The sequence below is a fragment of the Nocardioides sp. Z24_21 genome (assembly GCF_058134345.1).
In genome coordinates, this window is sequence record NZ_JBYTTH010000003.1 from 106,851 (window position 1) to 123,388 (window position 16,538).

Genomic DNA, 16,538 nt, shown 5'->3' on the forward strand with positions numbered 1-16,538 from the left:
ACCACCATGTTCTGCGTGCCCACCCACCTGCAGCGCCTCTTCGCCCACTGGGACCGCGTCGGCGTGCCGGACCTCTCGTCGTTCCGGCTCGTCGCCCACGCCGGCGCGCCGTGCCCCGCGCCGATCAAGCGCCGCCTGGTCGAGCTCTTCCCCGACGGCGCGACGTGGGAGTTCGACGGGTCGACGGAGGGCCAGGCCAGCGCGTGCCCCTCGGAGGAGTGGCCCGAGGGCCCGCCTTCACCGTCGGCGACGTCGGGCGCCTCGACGCCGACGGCTACCTCCACCTCGACGGCCGGCGCCGAGCCCGAACTGTTTCTGCGACCTCACTACGTGCCCACTTCGATGCGCAATAGCTGCGGGGCCGTCGAGCGTGGCTAGGCGAGGAACGGCGCCACCAGTCGGCGGAACCGCTCGGCGCCGTTGCGCCATGGGAAGTGGCCTGCACCTGGTTGGACGACGAAGTCGGCGTTCGCGAACAGTCTGGCGACCTGCTCGGCCAGCGCGGGTGGAACTCCGACGTCTAGGCCTCCGGCAAGCACAAGCACGGGCGCGTCGAGCCGTGACAGGGCGTCGCGCGTCGATGTTGCGTCGAAGGCACCGTCCGCACCGAAGGCCTGGATGAGCCGCGGATCGCGTCGCGCGTCCATCCGAGCGACGTACGCGCGGGTCGCGTCGTCCCAGCATCCGTGGCTGAACGGCTCTAGCAGTCCAAGTTGCTCAGCCGTTGCGGTGCCGACCCACGCCGCCTCGAGCGCCCCCATCGCGTCGGCGAACCACGGCTCTTCCGAGCGGAGGCGCGCTACCGTGCGCCGCGCATCATTCGGCACCTCGAGGTCCAGGCCGCGTACGGATGGCGCCACCAAGACGAGTCGGCACACTCGACCGGGGTTTCTTTCGGCATAGCGATACACGACATTGGCGCCGGCGGAGTGCCCGAGCAGCTCGATGCGCCCTTCACCGAGGTGCTCTCGGAGCGCCTCGAGATCGTCGGCAAGCCGGTCGCAGCGACACGCTGACGGGTCGTCGGCCCCGCCCGATGAGCCGGTGCCCCGTGGATCAAGCAGGGCAAGTGCGCGGTCGGCGTGCAGTCCGCCGAGGTCGCCGAGGTAGTCGGAGTCGAGCATCGGCCCGCCGGGCACGCAGATCAAGGGCGGACGGGACGGCGAGGTGGAGCCGAGCAGGCGGAATGTCAGGCGTGCGCCGTCGCGAGCGAAGAAGGAGTGCAAGGTGAGGTCCATAAGGACTGCCTTTCGAAGTACTGGACAGTGGTAATCGGACTCACCTCCTCTGGTCGTTCGCGGGCCTGAGACCCTACATCTGCTGAGCCCCCGATGGAACAGTTGTTGCATCAACGGGTCGCGCGAGCCCGAAGACTTGGATCTGCCGAGATGAGTGCGCCTACCGCGCGGACAGGTTGTGCTACGCCAACACACGCTGGGCGAAAGTGCGGACGTCGATTCCACGAAGGTCTAGTTCGTCGAAGACCATGCCCGTCGTCACCATCTGGTTCTCAAGACCTGCCCACACGACGTCAACATGGTATTCGCCCCACACGACGGCGACTCCGACCTGGCCGACCTGCAGTTCCTCGATGCCGTGGCCCACGCGAGGTGCGTACTCGACGTAGACGCTGCGGCGCATTGCCTGAGTGTAGACCGCCAAGACATCCGGATCTGCCGCGATCAGCTCGTCCGCTCATGCCGAGATCCGGATGGCACGGGCGAGGCTGTCAGCCCTGGCTGAGTTCCCGCTCAAGAGCCGCCACGTGCTCCCTGAGTTCGAGGTGACGCTGCTCAATCTTCTGCCGGTCTGCCGAAGTCAGACGTCGGAACTGGACATCCATCACCGCCCAGGCTTGCACTTCCGAGAACGCGTACTGGCCTACCAGCGCTTGGTTGGCGGCCTCAGGGTCCGAGGCGTTCAGCACGGTGTCGAGCACCGCGTGCGCATCGCTTGCAGCGGTGGCGATCGCCTCGTAGATGTGCAAGTGCCGAAGCGCGTCCTGGAGTTCGACCTCTGGGTTGCGATCCGGATCCTGACTCGTCATGGGATCAACCTGCCACGGACTGAGTTGATCTACCGCTACGTTCTGAACGTCCGCATCTGCCGCGACCAGTGCACTCATCTGCCGATGATCGGACGTTGGAGGGCAGCGAACTGTTTGCTACCTGGTTGGCTCAGACGATGTCCGTAACCGGCTCGCGCCGACGCGATTCGACAATTCTCCCTACGGGAAATCACTCCAAGTAGGTGAGCGTCCGCACGCGGTGGTACCCCGGCTGCACAGCACGGCTCAGGTCTTCGGCGGTGACCACGACACCGGTATGTGTGGCCGCCATCGCGTATCCGACGAACCCTCTCGCTCCCTCGTCGTCGTCACCCGCGGCATCGAGGTTGACCCAAGCCGAGTCGAACATCGGACGCAACTCCGAGGGCACGGACTCCTTCTCGTGCTCTTCCACGTACATGAACTCGTCAGCGTCGAAGAGAACCACGCCGTCGCGAGCGCAACCAAACCGCTCATGTGCCTGGATGTTCGAGCGCGTGACCGCCGCAGCGCCTCCGAGCGACGAGAGCGCGGCCAGCACTCGTGGGCTGGGATCGGCGTATCCAGTGTGCTCGAACGCGACAACACCACCCTCAACCTCGGCCAACGCATACCCGGAGTAGTCCACATCCTCCAGGTCCGGATAGGGCTCTCCGTTTGGTTCGGCTTCCGCGCCGAGAAGTCGAAGCACGTCCGCACGCGTGCCACCGCGGACGAGCAGCACGGTCAGCGACTCGCCGTCGATGCCCGCTTCCTCGAACATCGCCTCATAGTGGGAGGGGTCGTGATCCATGCAGGGAGGCTAGCGCCGCCACGCCAGGCGGCGGTGGTTCAGCGATGCCGTGAGCCGTGCCAAACGTCCGGATCTGCCGCGACCAGGGCACTCATCTGCCGATGAGCGGACGTATGGAACCGACTCGGGCAACATGGCGTCCGATGTCCGTGCGCGCTCTGTTGACCGTTCCGATAGGCGTTGCTCTCGCGTCGGGACTGTTGAGCGCCTGCGAGAGCGTCGGCAGCAGTGGTGATGACGGCGACTGCCTGAGCCACTACGACACTGTCGCCAATGCCTCGACCTGGCAAGGCTTGAAGGACGCGATGCTGGTTTACGACGAACGAGGTCGCGTCGCATCGGTCAGGACTCAAGCCAAAGGGGACGACGTGGGTGCAGGTGACGAAGATGCTGTGCGTGTCGTAGACCTGCTCAACCACAACGGCCGACGACTAGTTCAAGTCGACGTTTGGCGTACCGACGATGGTGCTTGGCGTGCTGGCGTCTGGAATCAGTGCATCGACTGACCGCGACTCCCGTCCGTAGTCAACGCACCCATCTGCCGCGTTGAGGGAAGACCGCAGGTGCCGATGAGCGGGAACCCCGACACCTCCAGTCGAGGCGTGAGTCCCGGGACCCGGCCCGGCTCGAACGGGCTGCCACCCCCACCATGCGACGGGCAGGACGCACCCTTACCGGGTAGATGCGCCTTGGGCGGGCTCCAGGTGAGCGTAGGGGTAACGGGCGTGGTCCCGCGAGGCAGTTCTGACCATCCGGATCTGCCGCGATCAGGTCGTCTTCTGCGCGCCGTCGGCGGCCGGCGCTGCCGGGGCGAAGCCTTCGGCGGCGAGCCAGGCTCGGGCGCGTCCCCGCCGCCGTTCCGCGGAGTACACATACCAGCGATCTTGAAGGTCGGGCCAGCGTGTCAGCTCGTCCTTGAAACGGCGGAACACGCCCCGACCCTCCAACGTCCGCGCCAAGCGGTCGACGAGGTCTGGTTCGGCGACCCCGGCGACGAACAGTTCCATGTCGCGGTACCCGGCGCGCGAGCCCTCGCTGACGACCCACAGCCAGCGTTCGCCGTCGTCGAGATCCTCATCCTTCCCCTCCTCCTCGCTCTCGATCCCGTACTCGAACACCGCCTCGGGCCACACCTCACCGGTGTGAAGATCGATGCGGCCGCCCGCGACCGCGTCACCCTCGAGCACATCGACGAGTTGGTCGAGATCGACCGGCAAGCTCCTCAACAACGGGGCCGGCCCAGCGCCCAGTCTCGCCAACAACGCAGCAACCAGATCCTCGTCGCCCTCCCAGTCCCTCTCGCGCAGATCGGTCACGCACCGCTCAGCCAGCTCGCGCGCTGCCTCGATGTTCTGAGCTAGCGCCGCGAGCAGCCCATCACCGATCAACTGGAGCGCGTGACTTGGCCACGGACCCGCGCGGAGGAGCGACACCAGCGCCTCTCCATCCGCTGTGAACACGGCAACGCGAAACTCTCGTAGCCGCTTTCGCTGGGACATGTCGGCATTCTTCCCATCGCTGCCATCCCGCGCACTACTCGCGGCATGTACGGACGTTCATGGGCAACGGTGAAGCGTGCTCAAACGTCCCATGCCCGTGATGCAATTGCGAATGGCCGCTGCGAGTCTCTTGATCCTCGCGCTCGGTGCCGCCTGTGGCGGCGATGAAAGCGCCGTTGTCGCCTCAACTTCCAACGGGAACGGTCCAGTCGTTGCGCACCCTGCCGAGGAAGACGGTTCCGGCGCCAGTGCCCAGATCGAAGGCCCACTATCTATGTCGAGCGGGTGCCTACTGGTCGGCGGGTATCCGGTGGTCTGGCCTTACGGCACGACGTGGGATGCGGACGCCCAAGCAGTCCGCTTGTCCGATGGTCAAGTAGTCGCCTTGGGCGATCGGGTTAGCGGAGGCGGCGGATACCCGCACTTGCCCGACCTTGGAACCGAGTTTGCCGAGCCACTGACGGACTGCCCGACGAACGAGTACGAGGAAGTCGCGATGTTCAATGCCGGGGATCAGATCACCGTCACCAAGTGATCTATGTTCTCACCAGCCAGCTGCAGACCCTTCGACGACCGGGGCGCATGCCACGCTCGCTCATCGGCAGATCCGCGCTCTGAACGCGGCACACCTGGCCGTCACTCGGCGCAAGGCGGACACTCGGATCGAGATGTTGCGGACGTGCGGCTCATGCGAACACGGACTACGGTGCTGAGGATGAGACTGCGTCACGTGACGATCGATTGCGCGGACCCCTACGAGCTGGCAACGTTCTGGAGCCGATTGATCGACTGGCCGATCTCCGACATCGATGAAGCCGGCGACGACGAGGTGCTAGTCGAAGCGCCGGGCCAAGTGCCGGGTCTCCTGTTCGTCCGTGTACCCGAGCCGCGATCGGCCAAGAACCGGGTTCACCTCGACTGGGCGCCCGACCGGCGCTCCCGCGACGAGGAGGTCGAGCGGGCGGTCAGCCTCGGCGCCACGATCCACGAGGATCACAGGGGTCCAGAGGATCGCGGCTGGGTGACCCTGCGTGACCCCGAGGGCAACGAGTTCTGTATCGAACCACAATGAACTCAGGCGGCGCCCCAGACCGTGGGCACGGACATCGGCGTGTGCGGTCGTCAGCTCGCTGAGGCCATGAACGCGGCCAGGATGTAGTTGGGGTGGCGGTCGAGGTTGTTGCGAGCTCGGTCGTAGCGCATGGTCGTGCGCGGGTCGGCATGGCGAGCAGCGATCTGGACGTCGCGTAGGTCGACGCCGGCGTCGAGCATCGTGGTCACGAACGTGTGGCGCAGCATGTGTGGGTGCATGCGGGCGGTCGTGACGTTGGCCGACCTGGCGAGTGCTCGCAGGCGGCGGGTGGCTGCATGCCGGTCCATCCGTCGGCCGTAGCGGTTGAGCAGGATCGGGCCGACCGTTCGTTCGGCGATCGCCTGGTCGACGGCACGGCCGACAGCGGGAGGAAGCGGCACCAGGGCGGTCTTGTCGCCCTTTCCGTGCACGGTGACCGCGAGCTTCGCCAAGCGCTTGGACGTTCGAGCCGGTCGCCTCGAACACGCGTAGGCCGAGCAGTCCGAGCATCGCGACGAGTGCAAAGTCGTTGGGGTTGGCGGAGTCGCGGCCGGCGGTGAGGATGGCTTCGAACTGCAGGTGGCTGAGCCCGAGTGTCGGCGACTCGAGTGGGACGTGTGGGCGTCGGACGTACTCGGCGGGTGAGTGCTCAAGGATCTGGTCGATGACACAGGTTCGGTAGAACGTGGCCAGCACGGATAGACGCCGCGACACCGTCGATGGTCGCACGTGGCGGACTTCTTGCAGCCAGCGCAGGTAGAGCTCGACATGTGCTCGCTGCGCTTGCAGCCTGAGGTCCTTCTCCAGGCACCAGCGCAGGTAGGTGTTGAGGTCGGATGCGATGTGGGCGCGGCTCTGCCCCTTGTAGCGGGCCAGGTGTGCGGCGACAGCAAGGCGCAGCATCGGGTCGTCGGCGTCGGTCAGGGCGGGGAGAGTGTTGGTGTCCATCGGTCCACGACGCCTCGCCTCGGAAGGTTCGTCAACGCGCGCATGGTTCCCTCGCTCAGCTTCCTCGAGCCAGTCGGGATCCGCACATGCCGAGATGAGTGCCAGATCCGGACGTCGGGACACGCGGCACTGGTGGCTTCTGCCGGTCTGCCGCGATGAGGGCGCAGGACTACCAGCGTCCTGGCCGCCTCGATCGCGGTCCGCGGGCGCCGATCACCCGGCGCGGCACGCTCGAAGAGCTCGAGCACACGTTCAGCGCCTCACGCGGCGAAGCTCACCACCTCGCGCAGCTCGTCCCCAGTGAGGTCGATGCGCCCGTCCGGATCCAGACCCATCGTCTCGTTCCTGTCGTCGTTCGCCGTCAGCCGGCATCCTCCAGCACGAGCCCGGAGCCCGTCACCTGTCGGCGTCGGTGCCGAAGCCGGGCGTCCTCGCCCTGGTGGCCTGGTCCTCGAGCTCCTGGAAGAAGGTGATCTCGAGTCCTGCGGGCGCGTTGAGCCGCGAGTTGAGGGAACGCCACGGCGTCTCGCGAGGGCTGGCGAGGAGCTCGGCGCCGGCAGCGGTGGCGGCGTCGGTCGTGGCGGCCGCGTCGTCGACCTCGAAGGCCACCCGCAGGGACGCCCCGGGGCGCCCTTCGTTCTCCACCTCGTCGATCACGCGCTTGTGGGTCGGGTTGGCGATCTCGAGGGTGGCGCGTCCGGCGTCGAGGATGGCGACGAGGTCGTCGCCCCCGTTGGCGAACGCGGCGACCTCCTCCATCCCGAGGACGTCACGGTAGAAGTGGAGTGCCTGCTCGTAGTCAGCGGCCTCGACGACCAGCCGCAGCTGCCTGACGTTCCTGTCGGTGTCGGTGTCCATGCTCCACAGGATCGGCCCTGACACCGGTGTCAGGTGCAAGCCGGGTCGCGCCGGGTCGCGTCGGGTCGCACGACCGACAGCTCGGCCCGCAGCCCGTCCAGCACGCGCTGGGCACGGTCGAGCTCGCGACGCTCGTCCTCGATGCGCTGCTGCTCCTCGCGCAGCCTCTCCTCGAGGAAGCCCGTGCGCTGCGAGACAGGTACGTCGAGGCACGGGAGGATCTCGGCGATGATGCGGGTGCCGAGACCGGCCGCGAGCATCTCCTGGATGCGGATGACGCGGTCGACGTCCTCGGGGGCGAACAGGCGCTGGCCCGAGCGGTCGCGGGTCGGGCGCACCAGCCCGCGGGCCTCGTAGTAGCGGATGGACCGCACGCTGACCCCGGTCAGGTGGGAGAGTCGGCCGATCTTCACCGGCACAGGATCCCACGGCCCGGAGGGCCCCGGCTGCGTGCCGCCGGCGAGCGGACCGACCGGCCCGATCAGGCGGCCCAGACCGCGCCGACCCGGTCGACCAGGTCGCGCGACTGGCGCAGCCCCGCCTCCGCGGCGACGGCGCGCTTGGCCGGGTCGAGCAGGTTGCGGCCGAAGGCCGCCAGCGCCTCGGCGTCGGGGGTCACGACCGACCACGCCCGGGGCGCGACGCGCTCGACTTGCGCCCGGATCGACATCTTCCGGCTGACCGAGCGCGGCAGCGGCGCGAGCACGACGAGCCGCTCGGCGCCCGCGGCCACGTCGACGTTGGCGGTCGAGCGCATGCCGCCGTCCATGTAGGTGCGCCCGTCGATCTCGACCGGCGGCCACACCGTCGGCACGGCGCAGCTCGCCGCGACCGCCGCGACGAGGTCGGCCCCGGAGTCGGCCGTGAAGACGGTGAACTCCCCGCTGGTGGTGTCGACGGCGGTGATCCGCAGGTCGCGCTCGGGCCACGCCCGGACGGGCAGGCGCGAGCGGATCACGGCCTCGCGATCGACGCTGCCCGGCGCGTGCGAGGCCAGGGCCACCCGGCCGACGCGCGCCAGCTTGTCGCGTCCGCTGCCGGGCAGGACGTAGGGCGGGACGAGCTTGAGCGCCGCGATGCGCGACAGCCGTCCGCCGAGCTCGGCGTCGGCGGGCTCGAGCTGGGTGGCGTAGAGCTCCTCGAGGGACGGCCCGCCGGTCACCTGGGCACCGACCACGGAGCCGGCCGAGGTGCCCACCACGACGTCCGCGCCGGTGAGGTCGACGCCCTCGCGGGCGAGTCCGGTGAGGATGCCGAGCTCCCACGCGATGCCGGTGATCCCCCCACCGCCGAGCACCAGCGCCGACGTGCCACGACCAGTCATGTCGCCAGTTCTATCGGACCGACCCTGACGGGCGGCCCGACGACACGGGCACCACGGCCGCCGCGGCACCACGAACGACGACGGCCCGCCGGGAGTCCCGGCGGGCCGTCGTGGTGCTGCGTGGTGGTGCGTGTCGATCAGCGGATCAGTTGGAACCGCCGGTCAGCTTCTCGCGGAGCGCCTGCAGCGCCTCGTCCGAGGCGAGCGACCCGCCGGTCTCCTCACCGGGCTCGGCCGCGGTGTCGCCACCGGAGGAGTACGAGGTGGCCTCGCCGGCCTCGGCCTCGGCGACCTTGGCGTCGGCCTGCTGCTTGACGTGCTGCTCCCAGCGGGCGTGCGCCTTGGCGTACTGGTCCTCCCAGATCGCACGCTGCTCGTCGAAGCCCTCGAGCCACTCGCCCGTCTCGGGGTCGAAGCCCTCGGGGTAGACGTAGTTGCCCTGCTCGTCGTAGGTGGCGGTCATGCCGTAGAGCGTGGGGTCGAACTCCTCCACGTCGGAGGCGGCAGCGGTCTCGTTGGCCTGCTTGAGCGACAGCGAGATCCGGCGACGCTCGAGGTCGATGTCGATGATCTTGACCATGACGTCGTCGTTGACCTGCACGACCTGCTCGGGGATCTCCACGTGGCGCTCGGCCAGCTCGGAGATGTGCACCAGGCCCTCGATGCCCTCCTCGACGCGGACGAACGAGCCGAAGGGCACCAGCTTGGTGACCTTGCCCGGCACGATCTGGCCGATCTGGTGGGTGCGGGCAAAGTGCTGCCACGGGTCCTCCTGCGTCGCCTTCAGCGACAGGGAGACACGCTCGCGGTCCATGTCGACGTCGAGGACCTCGACGGTGACCTCGTCGCCCACGGCGACGACCTCGGACGGGTGGTCGATGTGCTTCCACGACAGCTCGGAGACGTGGACGAGGCCGTCGACGCCGCCGAGGTCCACGAATGCACCGAAGTTGACGATCGAGGAGACGACACCCTTGCGGATCTGACCCTTCTGGAGCTGGGTCAGGAAGCCGTGGCGGACCTCGGACTGGGTCTGCTCGAGCCAGGCGCGACGCGACAGGACCACGTTGTTGCGGTTCTTGTCGAGCTCGATGATCTTCGCCTCGAGCGTCTGGCCGACGTAGGGCTGCAGGTCGCGCACGCGACGCATCTCCACCAGCGACGCCGGGAGGAAGCCGCGCAGGCCGATGTCGAGGATGAGGCCACCCTTGACGACCTCGATGACGGTGCCCTCGACGACGCCGTCCTCCTCCTTGACCTGCTCGATGGTGCCCCAGGCACGCTCGTACTGAGCACGCTTCTTGGACAGGATCAGGCGGCCTTCCTTGTCCTCCTTCTGGAGGACCAGGGCCTCGACCTTGTCACCGACGCTGACGACCTCGTTGGGGTCGACGTCGTGCTTGATCGACAGCTCGCGCGAGGGGATGACGCCCTCGGTCTTGTAGCCGATGTCAAGGAGGACCTCGTCGCGGTCCACCTTGACGATGGTGCCGTCGACGATGTCACCGTCGTTGAAGTACTTGATGGTCGCGTCGATCGCCGCGAGGAAGTCCTCTTCGGACCCGATGTCGTTGATCGCCACCTGGGGGGCGTCGTAGTCCGGAAGAGTGGAGAGGGTGCTCGTCATGTGGAAGGAGGTTCCCTTGGATGGATGGAGTCGTGCGGACGCGTGCAGCGGTCCGTTTCACTGGTCTCCGACGGTGACAGATCACACGCGGTGACACGGCGAGCCCGAGTTCGCTCGGTATGGAAGCCGGGCAGACGACTGACGCAACACCCAAGCCTACGCGTGCGCGCACCATCGCGTCCAACCGGCGCCGCACGCTCAGCCCACGCTCAGCGACCGCTGCCGCCCGCGGGCGCCGCAGCCCCGCCCGACGCTCAGGTGCCGAAGGGCCAGGCGTGCAGGTCGCCGGTCGCCGCGACGGCCCGGAGCAGGGTCGCCGACCGGGCCGCCACGGGGTTCTCCTCCTCCCGCGCGGCGAGGTCGACCAGGGCCCACAGGTCCGCGGCGCGGGCGCCCTCGAGGGCGGCCTCGCGCTCGCCCCCGCGCAGTGACGTCCACGCGGTGAGGACCCCGTCGACGTAGTCCGGGTGCCGGTCGAACCGCAGCAGGTTGCCCAGGTCGGTCCACGGGTGTCCGGCGTGGGCGTGCTCCCAGTCCAGCACACCGGTCACCTCCAGCGTGTGCGGGTCGACCAGCAGGTTCTTGGGGTTGAGGTCGCTGTGGACCAGACACGAGCGCCGCACCGTGTCGAGCAGCTCCTGGGCGGGCCACGCCACGTCCCCCAGCGCCGCGCGCTCCTCCTCGGGCCAGTGCGCCAGCCGCGACTCGACCCACTCGAGCAGGCCGATGTCGGGGAAGCGGCCCAGGCCGAGGTCGGGGTCGGCGAAGGGCCCCGGCCGCAGCATCGGCATCCCGGCCAGCGCTCCCGCGACCGCGCCCGTGCGGGTGCCCAGCCGGCGCAGCGCCTCGGCGTCACCGGCGGCGGTGAGTCGCTCGACGACGAGGTCGCCGCGCTCCCCCGGCAGCCACGAGGTCACCAGCAGCCCGGGACGGCCCGCGGCCGGGTCGGCCCGCCGCACCTCGAGCACCTCGGGCACCGGCAGCAGGCCGCGCACCAGCTGCAGGGCCGCCTGGTCCACCTCCGGCGCGGCCGCGCCGCGCGGGTCGTCCGGAGGATAGAGGCGTACGACGGCGCGCTCCCCGCCGGCCTCGCCGAGGAAGGTCCGCCCCGAGTGACCGCCGGCCAGGGGTGCGAGGGACGCGTCGAAGGCACTCATCGCCCCGCATCGTGCCACGCGCCGTCCGGGCCACCGGCGGGCGGGAAGTACGCTCCGGGACGTGGAGGATCACCTGCCCCAGTCCGTGCGTGTCGAGCGGCGGTCGGTCTCCGAGCAGGAGTCGCGTCGCGCCAACGGTCCCGACTGGGACCGCTATGCCGACGAGTACCAGGCCACCCACGGCGCGTTCCTCGGCGACGCGGGCTTCGTCTGGGGGCCCGAGGGCCACACCGAGGACGAGCTGCGGGTCCTGGGCGACGTCGAGGGCCTCGACGTCCTCGAGGTCGGCAGCGGCGCCGGACAGTGCTCGCGCTGGGTGCGCCTGCACGGCGGCCGCGGCTTCGGCCTCGACCTGTCGCACCGCCAGCTGCAGCACTCGCTGCGCCTCGACGAGGAGACCGGCGTCGCGGTCCCGTCCGTGCGCGGCACCGCCACGGCCCTCCCCTTCACCGACCACAGCTTCGACGTCGTCTTCTGCTCCTTCGGCGCCCTGCAGTTCGTCAGCGAGATCGACGTCGCGGTCGCCGAGGTGGCGCGGGTGCTGCGCCCGGGCGGGCGCTTCGCGTACTCCGTCACCCACCCCACGCGCTGGATGTTCCCCGACGACCCGGGCGAGGCGGGCCTCACCGCGACCCAGTCCTACTGGGACCGCACCCCCTACGTCGAGGTCGACGACGCCACCGGGGTGGTGTCCTACGTCGAGCACCACCGCACGATCGGCGACTGGGTGCGGCTGCTGGCGGCCCACGACTTCAGGCTGGTCGACCTCGTCGAGCCCGAGTGGCCCGAGGACCACGACCGCGTCTGGGGCGGCTGGTCACGCGTCCGCGGGCTGCTGACGCCGGGCACGGCGATCTACGTGGCGCACCTGCCGGGCTGAGCGGCTCCCCCGAGCCCTGGCCCGGCTCGCCAGGAGCGACGCCGGGTTGACGTGCGACCACCACCGGCGGCGCCTGCCCGCCTCCGCCACGAGGCGGCGCCGCACCACCTGGCAGGCGTCCCAGAACTCCCTGCCGTCCTCGGCGGGCGGGGCCGCCGGGGCGAAGACGGCCGCGTCGGCCCGCCGCGCGAGGTCGGGAGCGACGTCGAGCTGCCGGGCCTGCGCCAGGCGGCTCCACACCTCCGGCACCGGGGTGCCGCGGTCGCGGGCCGCGTCGAGCACCTCCTGCCATCCTCCGACGTAGAGCGCCGACCACGACGGCGTACGCCGACGGCGCGCGCGGCGCAGCACCTTGACCAGCGGCACCAGCAGCAGACCGAGGAGGCCCGCACCCAGCACCACCGCGGCACCGGCCGCGGCGACCTGCCAGCCGGGCGTCCGCTCGACGGGGACCGGCGGCGGGTCGATCTCGCCGTCCGTCCCCCGCGCCGCCTGGTCGAGCTGGCGCTCGACGAACTGCGCGGGGTCGATGGCCGGCGGCGGCGCCACGGTCGGGTCCTGGACCACCCGCGTGGACAGGTAGCGCTCGAGGTCGAGGGGGCGCCAGGTGCCGTCCGCGAACTGCAGCTCCACCCACGTCGTCAGGTCGCCGTAGTCGACCAGGCCCCGCCGGTCAGGCTCGGCCCCCGTCACCACCCGGGCGGCCACGCCGAGGCGGGAGGCACCGAGGGCCATGAGCGCGCTGTACTGGAACGGCGTGCCGCTCATCCGCTGCGAGCCCAGCATCCGCCGCCCGAGCATGTCGGGCGACTGGTCGAACTCCTCCGCCACCCGCACCGTGCCCTGGGTCCGCAGGTAGCGGGCCAGCAGCAGCACCCGCTCCAGCGGCAGCAGGTCGTCGCGGGCGAACGGGCGCAGGTAGGGGTCGAGGAACGCGCCCGCGCGCTGCCGCTGCTCGTCGGTGGGCTCACGCGTCGCGTCGCGGCGGGTGAAGTCGACCTCGCCGAGCACCGACTCGAAGCGGTACTCGTCGCGCACGTCGACCCCGCCGAGCACGAGCGCGCTGGCCGTGGCCTGGTTGTAGCGCACGTCGCCGACGTCGGTCCGGCCCGGGTTGAAGGCGAAGTCGATGCTGGTCAGCTCGCCGAGCATCGGCAGCCAGTCGCTGGAGTAGCCCGGCCGGAACCGCACCCGCACGACCTCCGTCGCGCCGGGGTGCAGGGCGGAGACGTCGGACCCGATCCGCTTGAACGTGCCGTAGCCGTCCGAGCCCGGGGAGCTGTCGGCGGGCACCCAGGCCGTCCCGGTGTAGAGGTCGAGCGCGGCCAGCCGAAGGCGGCGGCCCTCGGGCACGCCCCTGGCCCGGAACAGGCGGATGTCCTGGGTCCGGGCGGCGGGGAGCACCCGGGTGTCGGCGACGAAGGGGGTGTCGTTGCGGCCCCGGAGCAGCACGCGATCGGGGTCGTCGGCGTCCGGCACGACGAGCGCGGCCAGGCCCGACACCAGCACCACCGTCAGCACCGCTGACACCGCGGACGCGCCGGACCCGCGGGCGCCGTGCGCCGACGACTCGCTCCGCCGCGCGCGCACGGCCGCCCAGCCGAGCAGCACCACCCCGATGAGGACGGCCCGCGGCACCAGCAGGGTCGGTGCCAGCACGCCGAGCGGGATGGTCGCGGCGAGCGCGGCCAGCAGCGGGACCACCGGTGCCAGCGGGCGCGTCGAGGCGACGGCGAGCCAGGCCGCCGGGAGTGCGGCGAGGAAGCCGACGAGGAACGGCACCAGCATCACCTGGCCGGTCGCCTCCACGGGCGGGACCGTGCTGACGAGCGTCGTGGGGGCGTGGACGGAGTCGACGATCACCCGGCTGGCCGTGCGCAGCGTCGGCACCAGCCACGGCCCGGGCTCGCGCAGCGCCGCCCACGCCGCGACCGGGACGGCTGCCGCGAGCGCGACGAGGGAGTACCACCACCCGCCCTCGTGCACCCGGCGGGTCACCAGGGCGAGCCCGGCGAGCAGCACCACCGGCACCAGCCCGGCCACCAGGTAGCTGCGGTCGGCGAAGGTGTCGTCGAGGATCGAGAGGATCGTCGCGCAGACGACCACGACGACGAGCGCGTCGGCGACGCCACCTTGCCGGGTCCTCACCGGATCCCCCGGGCCAGGAGCGCGCGGAGGCCGGCGAGGTCGGGCACCACGAGCTCACGCAGGGCACCGCTGTCGCGCGCGGACGCCTCGGTGGCACTGTCGGCGCGTACGACGAGCCAGTCCGCGCCGCGGCCGAAGCGGGCGGCCGCGGCGTCGACGTCGACGAGGCCGCGGGCGGCACCGGTGACCTGGACAACGAGGCCACTGCCGACTCCTGCCTCCGCCGCCTCCGCGGCGCAGGCCACGTGGTCGTCGCCGTCGTGGAGCGCGAAGCGGCACGCGACGTCGGTCATGGCGACCGGGTGGCGGCTGCGGGCCAGGTGCGGCCCGCACCGCAGGTAGGTGTCGAGGTCGTCACGCACCGCGCGCAGTGCGATCGAGGTCGCCGCCGACACCGCCAGCTCGAAGTCGTGCTCGCGCGGGTAGGAGGCGCGTGAGGCATCGACGAGCACCGTCACGTGACCGCGCCGCGTCTCGTGGAACTGCCGCACGAGCAGCTGCCCGGCCTTGGCCGAGGAGCGCCAGTGCACGTGGCGCAGGTCGTCGCCCACGGCGTACTCGCGCAGCGCGTGGAAGGCCAGGTCGCTCATCGACAGCTGCCGGCTGGTCGCCCCGTCGAGGTCGCTGGTCATGCCGCCGGCGAAGACGGCGAGGTCGCACACCTGCGGGGACACGAGCAGGTCGAGCTCGGCGCCGAGCCGGTGGCTGCGGGTCATCAGGCCCACGGGGTCGGTCTTCTGGTAGGTCACCGGGCCGACGGTGTGCACGCCGCGGGGCAGGGCGGGGACCTCGACCACCTCCTGGTGTCGCGCGAAGGGCCGCAGGAACGGCAGCCGCAGCCGCACGGCGGCCGGTCCCAGTGGCACCACCACGCGCGGGAAGAGCATCGGGGCCGCTCCCGCCTCGACCTCGAGGACGGCGACGGGGGGCGGCGCCCCGACGACGGTGCGGTGCTGCCTGAGCGAGAGGGTGCCCGACAGCGCGCCGGGCAGCACCTGCCACACCAGCGCCACCAGGAGCAGGCCGAACGCGGCGACGGCGAGCTGGGTGAACTCGTGCCAGCTGAGCCACACGGCGAGGCCCGTCGCGACCACGGCGGTCGCCAGCACGCCGCGACCGAGCGGCGTCAGCAGGCGGGGCGGGCGAGCGAGCCGCGGCATCCGCCGCGCGGGCGCCCGGCGGGCGCCGGCCCGCTTGCTCACGCGCGGTCGCGCGGGGCGGGCACCTGCGCGAGCAGGTCGTCGATGACCGCGGCGGAGGTGGTGCCGCCGTAGACCGCCCCCGGCGCCATCAGGAGCCGGTGCCCGAGCACCGGGTGCGCCAGCGTGGCGACGTCCTCCGGGACCACGTGGCCCCGCCGCTCGGCCAGCGCCCAGGCCTTGGCGGCACGGATCCAGGCCAGGCAGCCGCGCGTGGACAGCCCCACGCGTACCTCGGGCACCTCGCGGGAGGCCTCGGCGAGGCGGCGTACGTAGCTGATGATCGCCGGGTCGACGTGGACGAGGTCGGCGAGTCGGCCCATCCGCTCGATGTCGCCGACCGTGACGACCGGGACGAGGTCGGCGGCCCGGTCACGGATGCGTGACTCGGCCAGCAGCGCCTCGGTGGACGCCGCGTCGGGGTGTCCGATGCTGGTGCGCATCAGGAAGCGGTCGAGCTGGGCCTCGGGGAGCTCGTAGGTGCCCGCCTGCTCGATCGGGTTCTGGGTGGCGATCACCATGAACGGGCGCCCGACCTGGTGGGTCGTGCCGTCGACGGTGACCTGTCCCTCCTCCATCACCTCGAGGAGCGCCGACTGCGTCTTGGGCGACGCCCGGTTGATCTCGTCGGCCAGGACCAGGCTGTGGAAGAGGGGGCCGGGGTGGAAGGAGAACTCGCCGTGCGCCTGGTCGTAGACCGTCACGCCGGTGACGTCGGAGGGCAGCAGGTCGGGGGTGAACTGGATCCGCGCGAACGAACAGTCCAGCGACCTCGCCAGCGCGCGGGCGAGCATCGTCTTGCCGGTGCCGGGGAGGTCCTCCAGCAGCAGGTGCCCTCCCGAGACCAGGCAGGCCAGCGAGAGGCGTACGACATGCGGCTTGCCGAGCACGGCCGTCTCGACGTTGCGCTGGACCCGCTCGAACGTGTCGGCGTACCACCCGACGTCGTCGGGTCCGACCGTGGTGAGCTCGGACATTGCCTCGGG

Annotated in this window: 19 protein-coding genes and 1 pseudogene; 5 read left to right on the top strand and 15 right to left on the bottom strand. The window is 70.8% G+C overall.

Going from position 1 to position 16,538, the window contains the following annotated elements:
• The first annotated feature begins 15 nt into the window (after nt 1–15).
• Complete coding sequence (locus AC3X7Z_RS12085; RefSeq protein ID WP_489976071.1) at nt 16–378, top strand: hypothetical protein; 363 nt, start codon at nt 16–18, stop codon at nt 376–378.
• Here the strand turns inward: AC3X7Z_RS12085 and AC3X7Z_RS12090 are convergent.
• From AC3X7Z_RS12090 to AC3X7Z_RS12105, 4 genes are all read right to left on the bottom strand, one after another.
• Nucleotides 375–1,238, bottom strand: coding sequence for an alpha/beta fold hydrolase (locus tag AC3X7Z_RS12090; RefSeq protein WP_489976072.1), 864 nt, complete (start codon nt 1,236–1,238; stop codon nt 375–377). The two genes, AC3X7Z_RS12085 and AC3X7Z_RS12090, sit on opposite strands and share 4 nt — an antisense overlap.
• Before the next feature lie 181 nt (nt 1,239–1,419).
• Nucleotides 1,420–1,641: a hypothetical protein gene (locus tag AC3X7Z_RS12095; protein ID WP_489976073.1), complete on the bottom strand. Its 222-nt coding sequence runs from the start codon at nt 1,639–1,641 to the stop codon at nt 1,420–1,422.
• A gap of 88 nt (nt 1,642–1,729) precedes the next feature.
• Nucleotides 1,730–2,125 (bottom strand): DNA gyrase subunit A, encoded by a 396-nt coding sequence (locus tag AC3X7Z_RS12100; protein WP_489976074.1) that lies wholly within the window; start codon nt 2,123–2,125, stop codon nt 1,730–1,732.
• Between the two features lie 112 nt (nt 2,126–2,237).
• On the bottom strand, nt 2,238–2,840 hold the full coding sequence (locus tag AC3X7Z_RS12105) for a DUF6461 domain-containing protein (RefSeq protein ID WP_489976075.1): 603 nt from the start codon (nt 2,838–2,840) through the stop codon (nt 2,238–2,240).
• A 143-nt stretch (nt 2,841–2,983) separates the two neighbouring features.
• On the opposite strand from AC3X7Z_RS12105, the gene AC3X7Z_RS12110 reads away from it, so the two are divergent.
• Nucleotides 2,984–3,346, top strand: a complete 363-nt coding sequence (locus AC3X7Z_RS12110) for a hypothetical protein (RefSeq protein WP_489976076.1) — start codon at nt 2,984–2,986, stop codon at nt 3,344–3,346.
• 261 nt (nt 3,347–3,607) lie between these two features.
• On the opposite strand, the gene AC3X7Z_RS12115 is transcribed toward AC3X7Z_RS12110, so the two are convergent.
• Complete coding sequence (locus AC3X7Z_RS12115) at nt 3,608–4,339, bottom strand: UPF0158 family protein (protein ID WP_489976077.1); 732 nt, start codon at nt 4,337–4,339, stop codon at nt 3,608–3,610.
• Between the two features lie 76 nt (nt 4,340–4,415).
• Between AC3X7Z_RS12115 and AC3X7Z_RS12120 the strand changes: the two genes are divergently transcribed.
• Both AC3X7Z_RS12120 and AC3X7Z_RS12125 read left to right on the top strand, forming a co-directional pair.
• Complete coding sequence (locus AC3X7Z_RS12120) at nt 4,416–4,874, top strand: hypothetical protein (protein ID WP_489976078.1); 459 nt, start codon at nt 4,416–4,418, stop codon at nt 4,872–4,874.
• A 195-nt stretch (nt 4,875–5,069) separates the two neighbouring features.
• Nucleotides 5,070–5,411, top strand: a complete 342-nt coding sequence (locus tag AC3X7Z_RS12125) for a VOC family protein (protein WP_489976079.1) — start codon at nt 5,070–5,072, stop codon at nt 5,409–5,411.
• Nucleotides 5,412–5,461: 50 nt separating this feature from the next.
• On the opposite strand, the gene AC3X7Z_RS12130 is transcribed toward AC3X7Z_RS12125, so the two are convergent.
• The 7 genes and pseudogenes from AC3X7Z_RS12130 to AC3X7Z_RS12160 all read right to left on the bottom strand — a co-directional run bounded on the left by AC3X7Z_RS12130 (nt 5,462) and on the right by AC3X7Z_RS12160 (nt 11,325).
• The gene (locus AC3X7Z_RS12130) at nt 5,462–5,863 is read right to left on the bottom strand and encodes a tyrosine-type recombinase/integrase (RefSeq protein ID WP_489976080.1); all 402 of its coding nucleotides are present in this window, start codon (nt 5,861–5,863) and stop codon (nt 5,462–5,464) included.
• Nucleotides 5,864–6,134: 271 nt separating this feature from the next.
• A pseudogene (locus tag AC3X7Z_RS12135) lies at nt 6,135–6,359 on the bottom strand (hypothetical protein); the annotation flags it as partial.
• A 396-nt stretch (nt 6,360–6,755) separates the two neighbouring features.
• Nucleotides 6,756–7,217, bottom strand: a complete 462-nt coding sequence (locus AC3X7Z_RS12140) for a VOC family protein (protein ID WP_489976081.1) — start codon at nt 7,215–7,217, stop codon at nt 6,756–6,758.
• A gap of 29 nt (nt 7,218–7,246) precedes the next feature.
• Complete coding sequence (locus AC3X7Z_RS12145; RefSeq protein ID WP_186342029.1) at nt 7,247–7,630, bottom strand: MerR family transcriptional regulator; 384 nt, start codon at nt 7,628–7,630, stop codon at nt 7,247–7,249.
• A 68-nt stretch (nt 7,631–7,698) separates the two neighbouring features.
• Nucleotides 7,699–8,541: a patatin-like phospholipase family protein gene (locus AC3X7Z_RS12150; RefSeq protein ID WP_489976082.1), complete on the bottom strand. Its 843-nt coding sequence runs from the start codon at nt 8,539–8,541 to the stop codon at nt 7,699–7,701.
• 145 nt (nt 8,542–8,686) lie between these two features.
• A complete protein-coding gene (gene rpsA / locus AC3X7Z_RS12155) occupies nt 8,687–10,168 on the bottom strand; it encodes a 30S ribosomal protein S1 (RefSeq protein ID WP_186342027.1) in 1,482 nt (493 codons plus the stop codon).
• A gap of 254 nt (nt 10,169–10,422) precedes the next feature.
• On the bottom strand, nt 10,423–11,325 hold the full coding sequence (locus AC3X7Z_RS12160; protein ID WP_489976083.1) for a phosphotransferase family protein: 903 nt from the start codon (nt 11,323–11,325) through the stop codon (nt 10,423–10,425).
• 61 nt (nt 11,326–11,386) lie between these two features.
• On the opposite strand from AC3X7Z_RS12160, the gene AC3X7Z_RS12165 reads away from it, so the two are divergent.
• Nucleotides 11,387–12,205, top strand: a complete 819-nt coding sequence (locus AC3X7Z_RS12165) for a class I SAM-dependent methyltransferase (RefSeq protein ID WP_489976084.1) — start codon at nt 11,387–11,389, stop codon at nt 12,203–12,205.
• On the opposite strand, the gene AC3X7Z_RS12170 is transcribed toward AC3X7Z_RS12165, so the two are convergent.
• Genes AC3X7Z_RS12170 through AC3X7Z_RS12180 form a run of 3 tightly spaced genes read right to left on the bottom strand, consistent with a single transcriptional unit; the run spans nt 12,143 to nt 16,529 of the window.
• Nucleotides 12,143–14,353 carry a transglutaminase TgpA family protein gene (locus AC3X7Z_RS12170; RefSeq protein ID WP_489976085.1) on the bottom strand — a complete coding sequence of 737 codons (2,211 nt, stop codon included), beginning with the start codon at nt 14,351–14,353 and terminating at the stop codon, nt 12,143–12,145. The genes AC3X7Z_RS12165 and AC3X7Z_RS12170 overlap by 63 nt on opposite strands.
• Nucleotides 14,350–15,555, bottom strand: coding sequence for a DUF58 domain-containing protein (locus AC3X7Z_RS12175; RefSeq protein ID WP_489976086.1), 1,206 nt, complete (start codon nt 15,553–15,555; stop codon nt 14,350–14,352). The genes AC3X7Z_RS12170 and AC3X7Z_RS12175 overlap by 4 nt, the downstream gene beginning before the upstream one ends.
• Nucleotides 15,552–16,529 carry an AAA family ATPase gene (locus AC3X7Z_RS12180; RefSeq protein ID WP_489976087.1) on the bottom strand — a complete coding sequence of 326 codons (978 nt, stop codon included), beginning with the start codon at nt 16,527–16,529 and terminating at the stop codon, nt 15,552–15,554. The genes AC3X7Z_RS12175 and AC3X7Z_RS12180 overlap by 4 nt, the downstream gene beginning before the upstream one ends.
• Nucleotides 16,530–16,538 lie beyond the last annotated feature (9 nt).

What these genes read in the sequence shown, in the direction of transcription:
- AC3X7Z_RS12095 (WP_489976073.1), bottom strand. Translation starts at nt 1,641, where the DNA reads ATGCGCCGCAGCGTCTACGTCGAGTACGCACCTCGCGTGGGCCACGGC.
- rpsA (WP_186342027.1), bottom strand. Translation starts at nt 10,168, where the DNA reads ATGACGAGCACCCTCTCCACTCTTCCGGACTACGACGCCCCCCAGGTG.
- AC3X7Z_RS12150 (WP_489976082.1), bottom strand. Translation starts at nt 8,541, where the DNA reads ATGACTGGTCGTGGCACGTCGGCGCTGGTGCTCGGCGGTGGGGGGATC.
- AC3X7Z_RS12140 (WP_489976081.1), bottom strand. Translation starts at nt 7,217, where the DNA reads ATGGACACCGACACCGACAGGAACGTCAGGCAGCTGCGGCTGGTCGTC.
- AC3X7Z_RS12090 (WP_489976072.1), bottom strand. Translation starts at nt 1,238, where the DNA reads ATGGACCTCACCTTGCACTCCTTCTTCGCTCGCGACGGCGCACGCCTG.
- AC3X7Z_RS12180 (WP_489976087.1), bottom strand. Translation starts at nt 16,529, where the DNA reads ATGTCCGAGCTCACCACGGTCGGACCCGACGACGTCGGGTGGTACGCC.
- AC3X7Z_RS12110 (WP_489976076.1), top strand. Translation starts at nt 2,984, where the DNA reads ATGTCCGTGCGCGCTCTGTTGACCGTTCCGATAGGCGTTGCTCTCGCG.
- AC3X7Z_RS12115 (WP_489976077.1), bottom strand. Translation starts at nt 4,339, where the DNA reads ATGTCCCAGCGAAAGCGGCTACGAGAGTTTCGCGTTGCCGTGTTCACA.
- AC3X7Z_RS12105 (WP_489976075.1), bottom strand. Translation starts at nt 2,840, where the DNA reads ATGGATCACGACCCCTCCCACTATGAGGCGATGTTCGAGGAAGCGGGC.
- AC3X7Z_RS12100 (WP_489976074.1), bottom strand. Translation starts at nt 2,125, where the DNA reads ATGAGTGCACTGGTCGCGGCAGATGCGGACGTTCAGAACGTAGCGGTA.
- AC3X7Z_RS12160 (WP_489976083.1), bottom strand. Translation starts at nt 11,325, where the DNA reads ATGAGTGCCTTCGACGCGTCCCTCGCACCCCTGGCCGGCGGTCACTCG.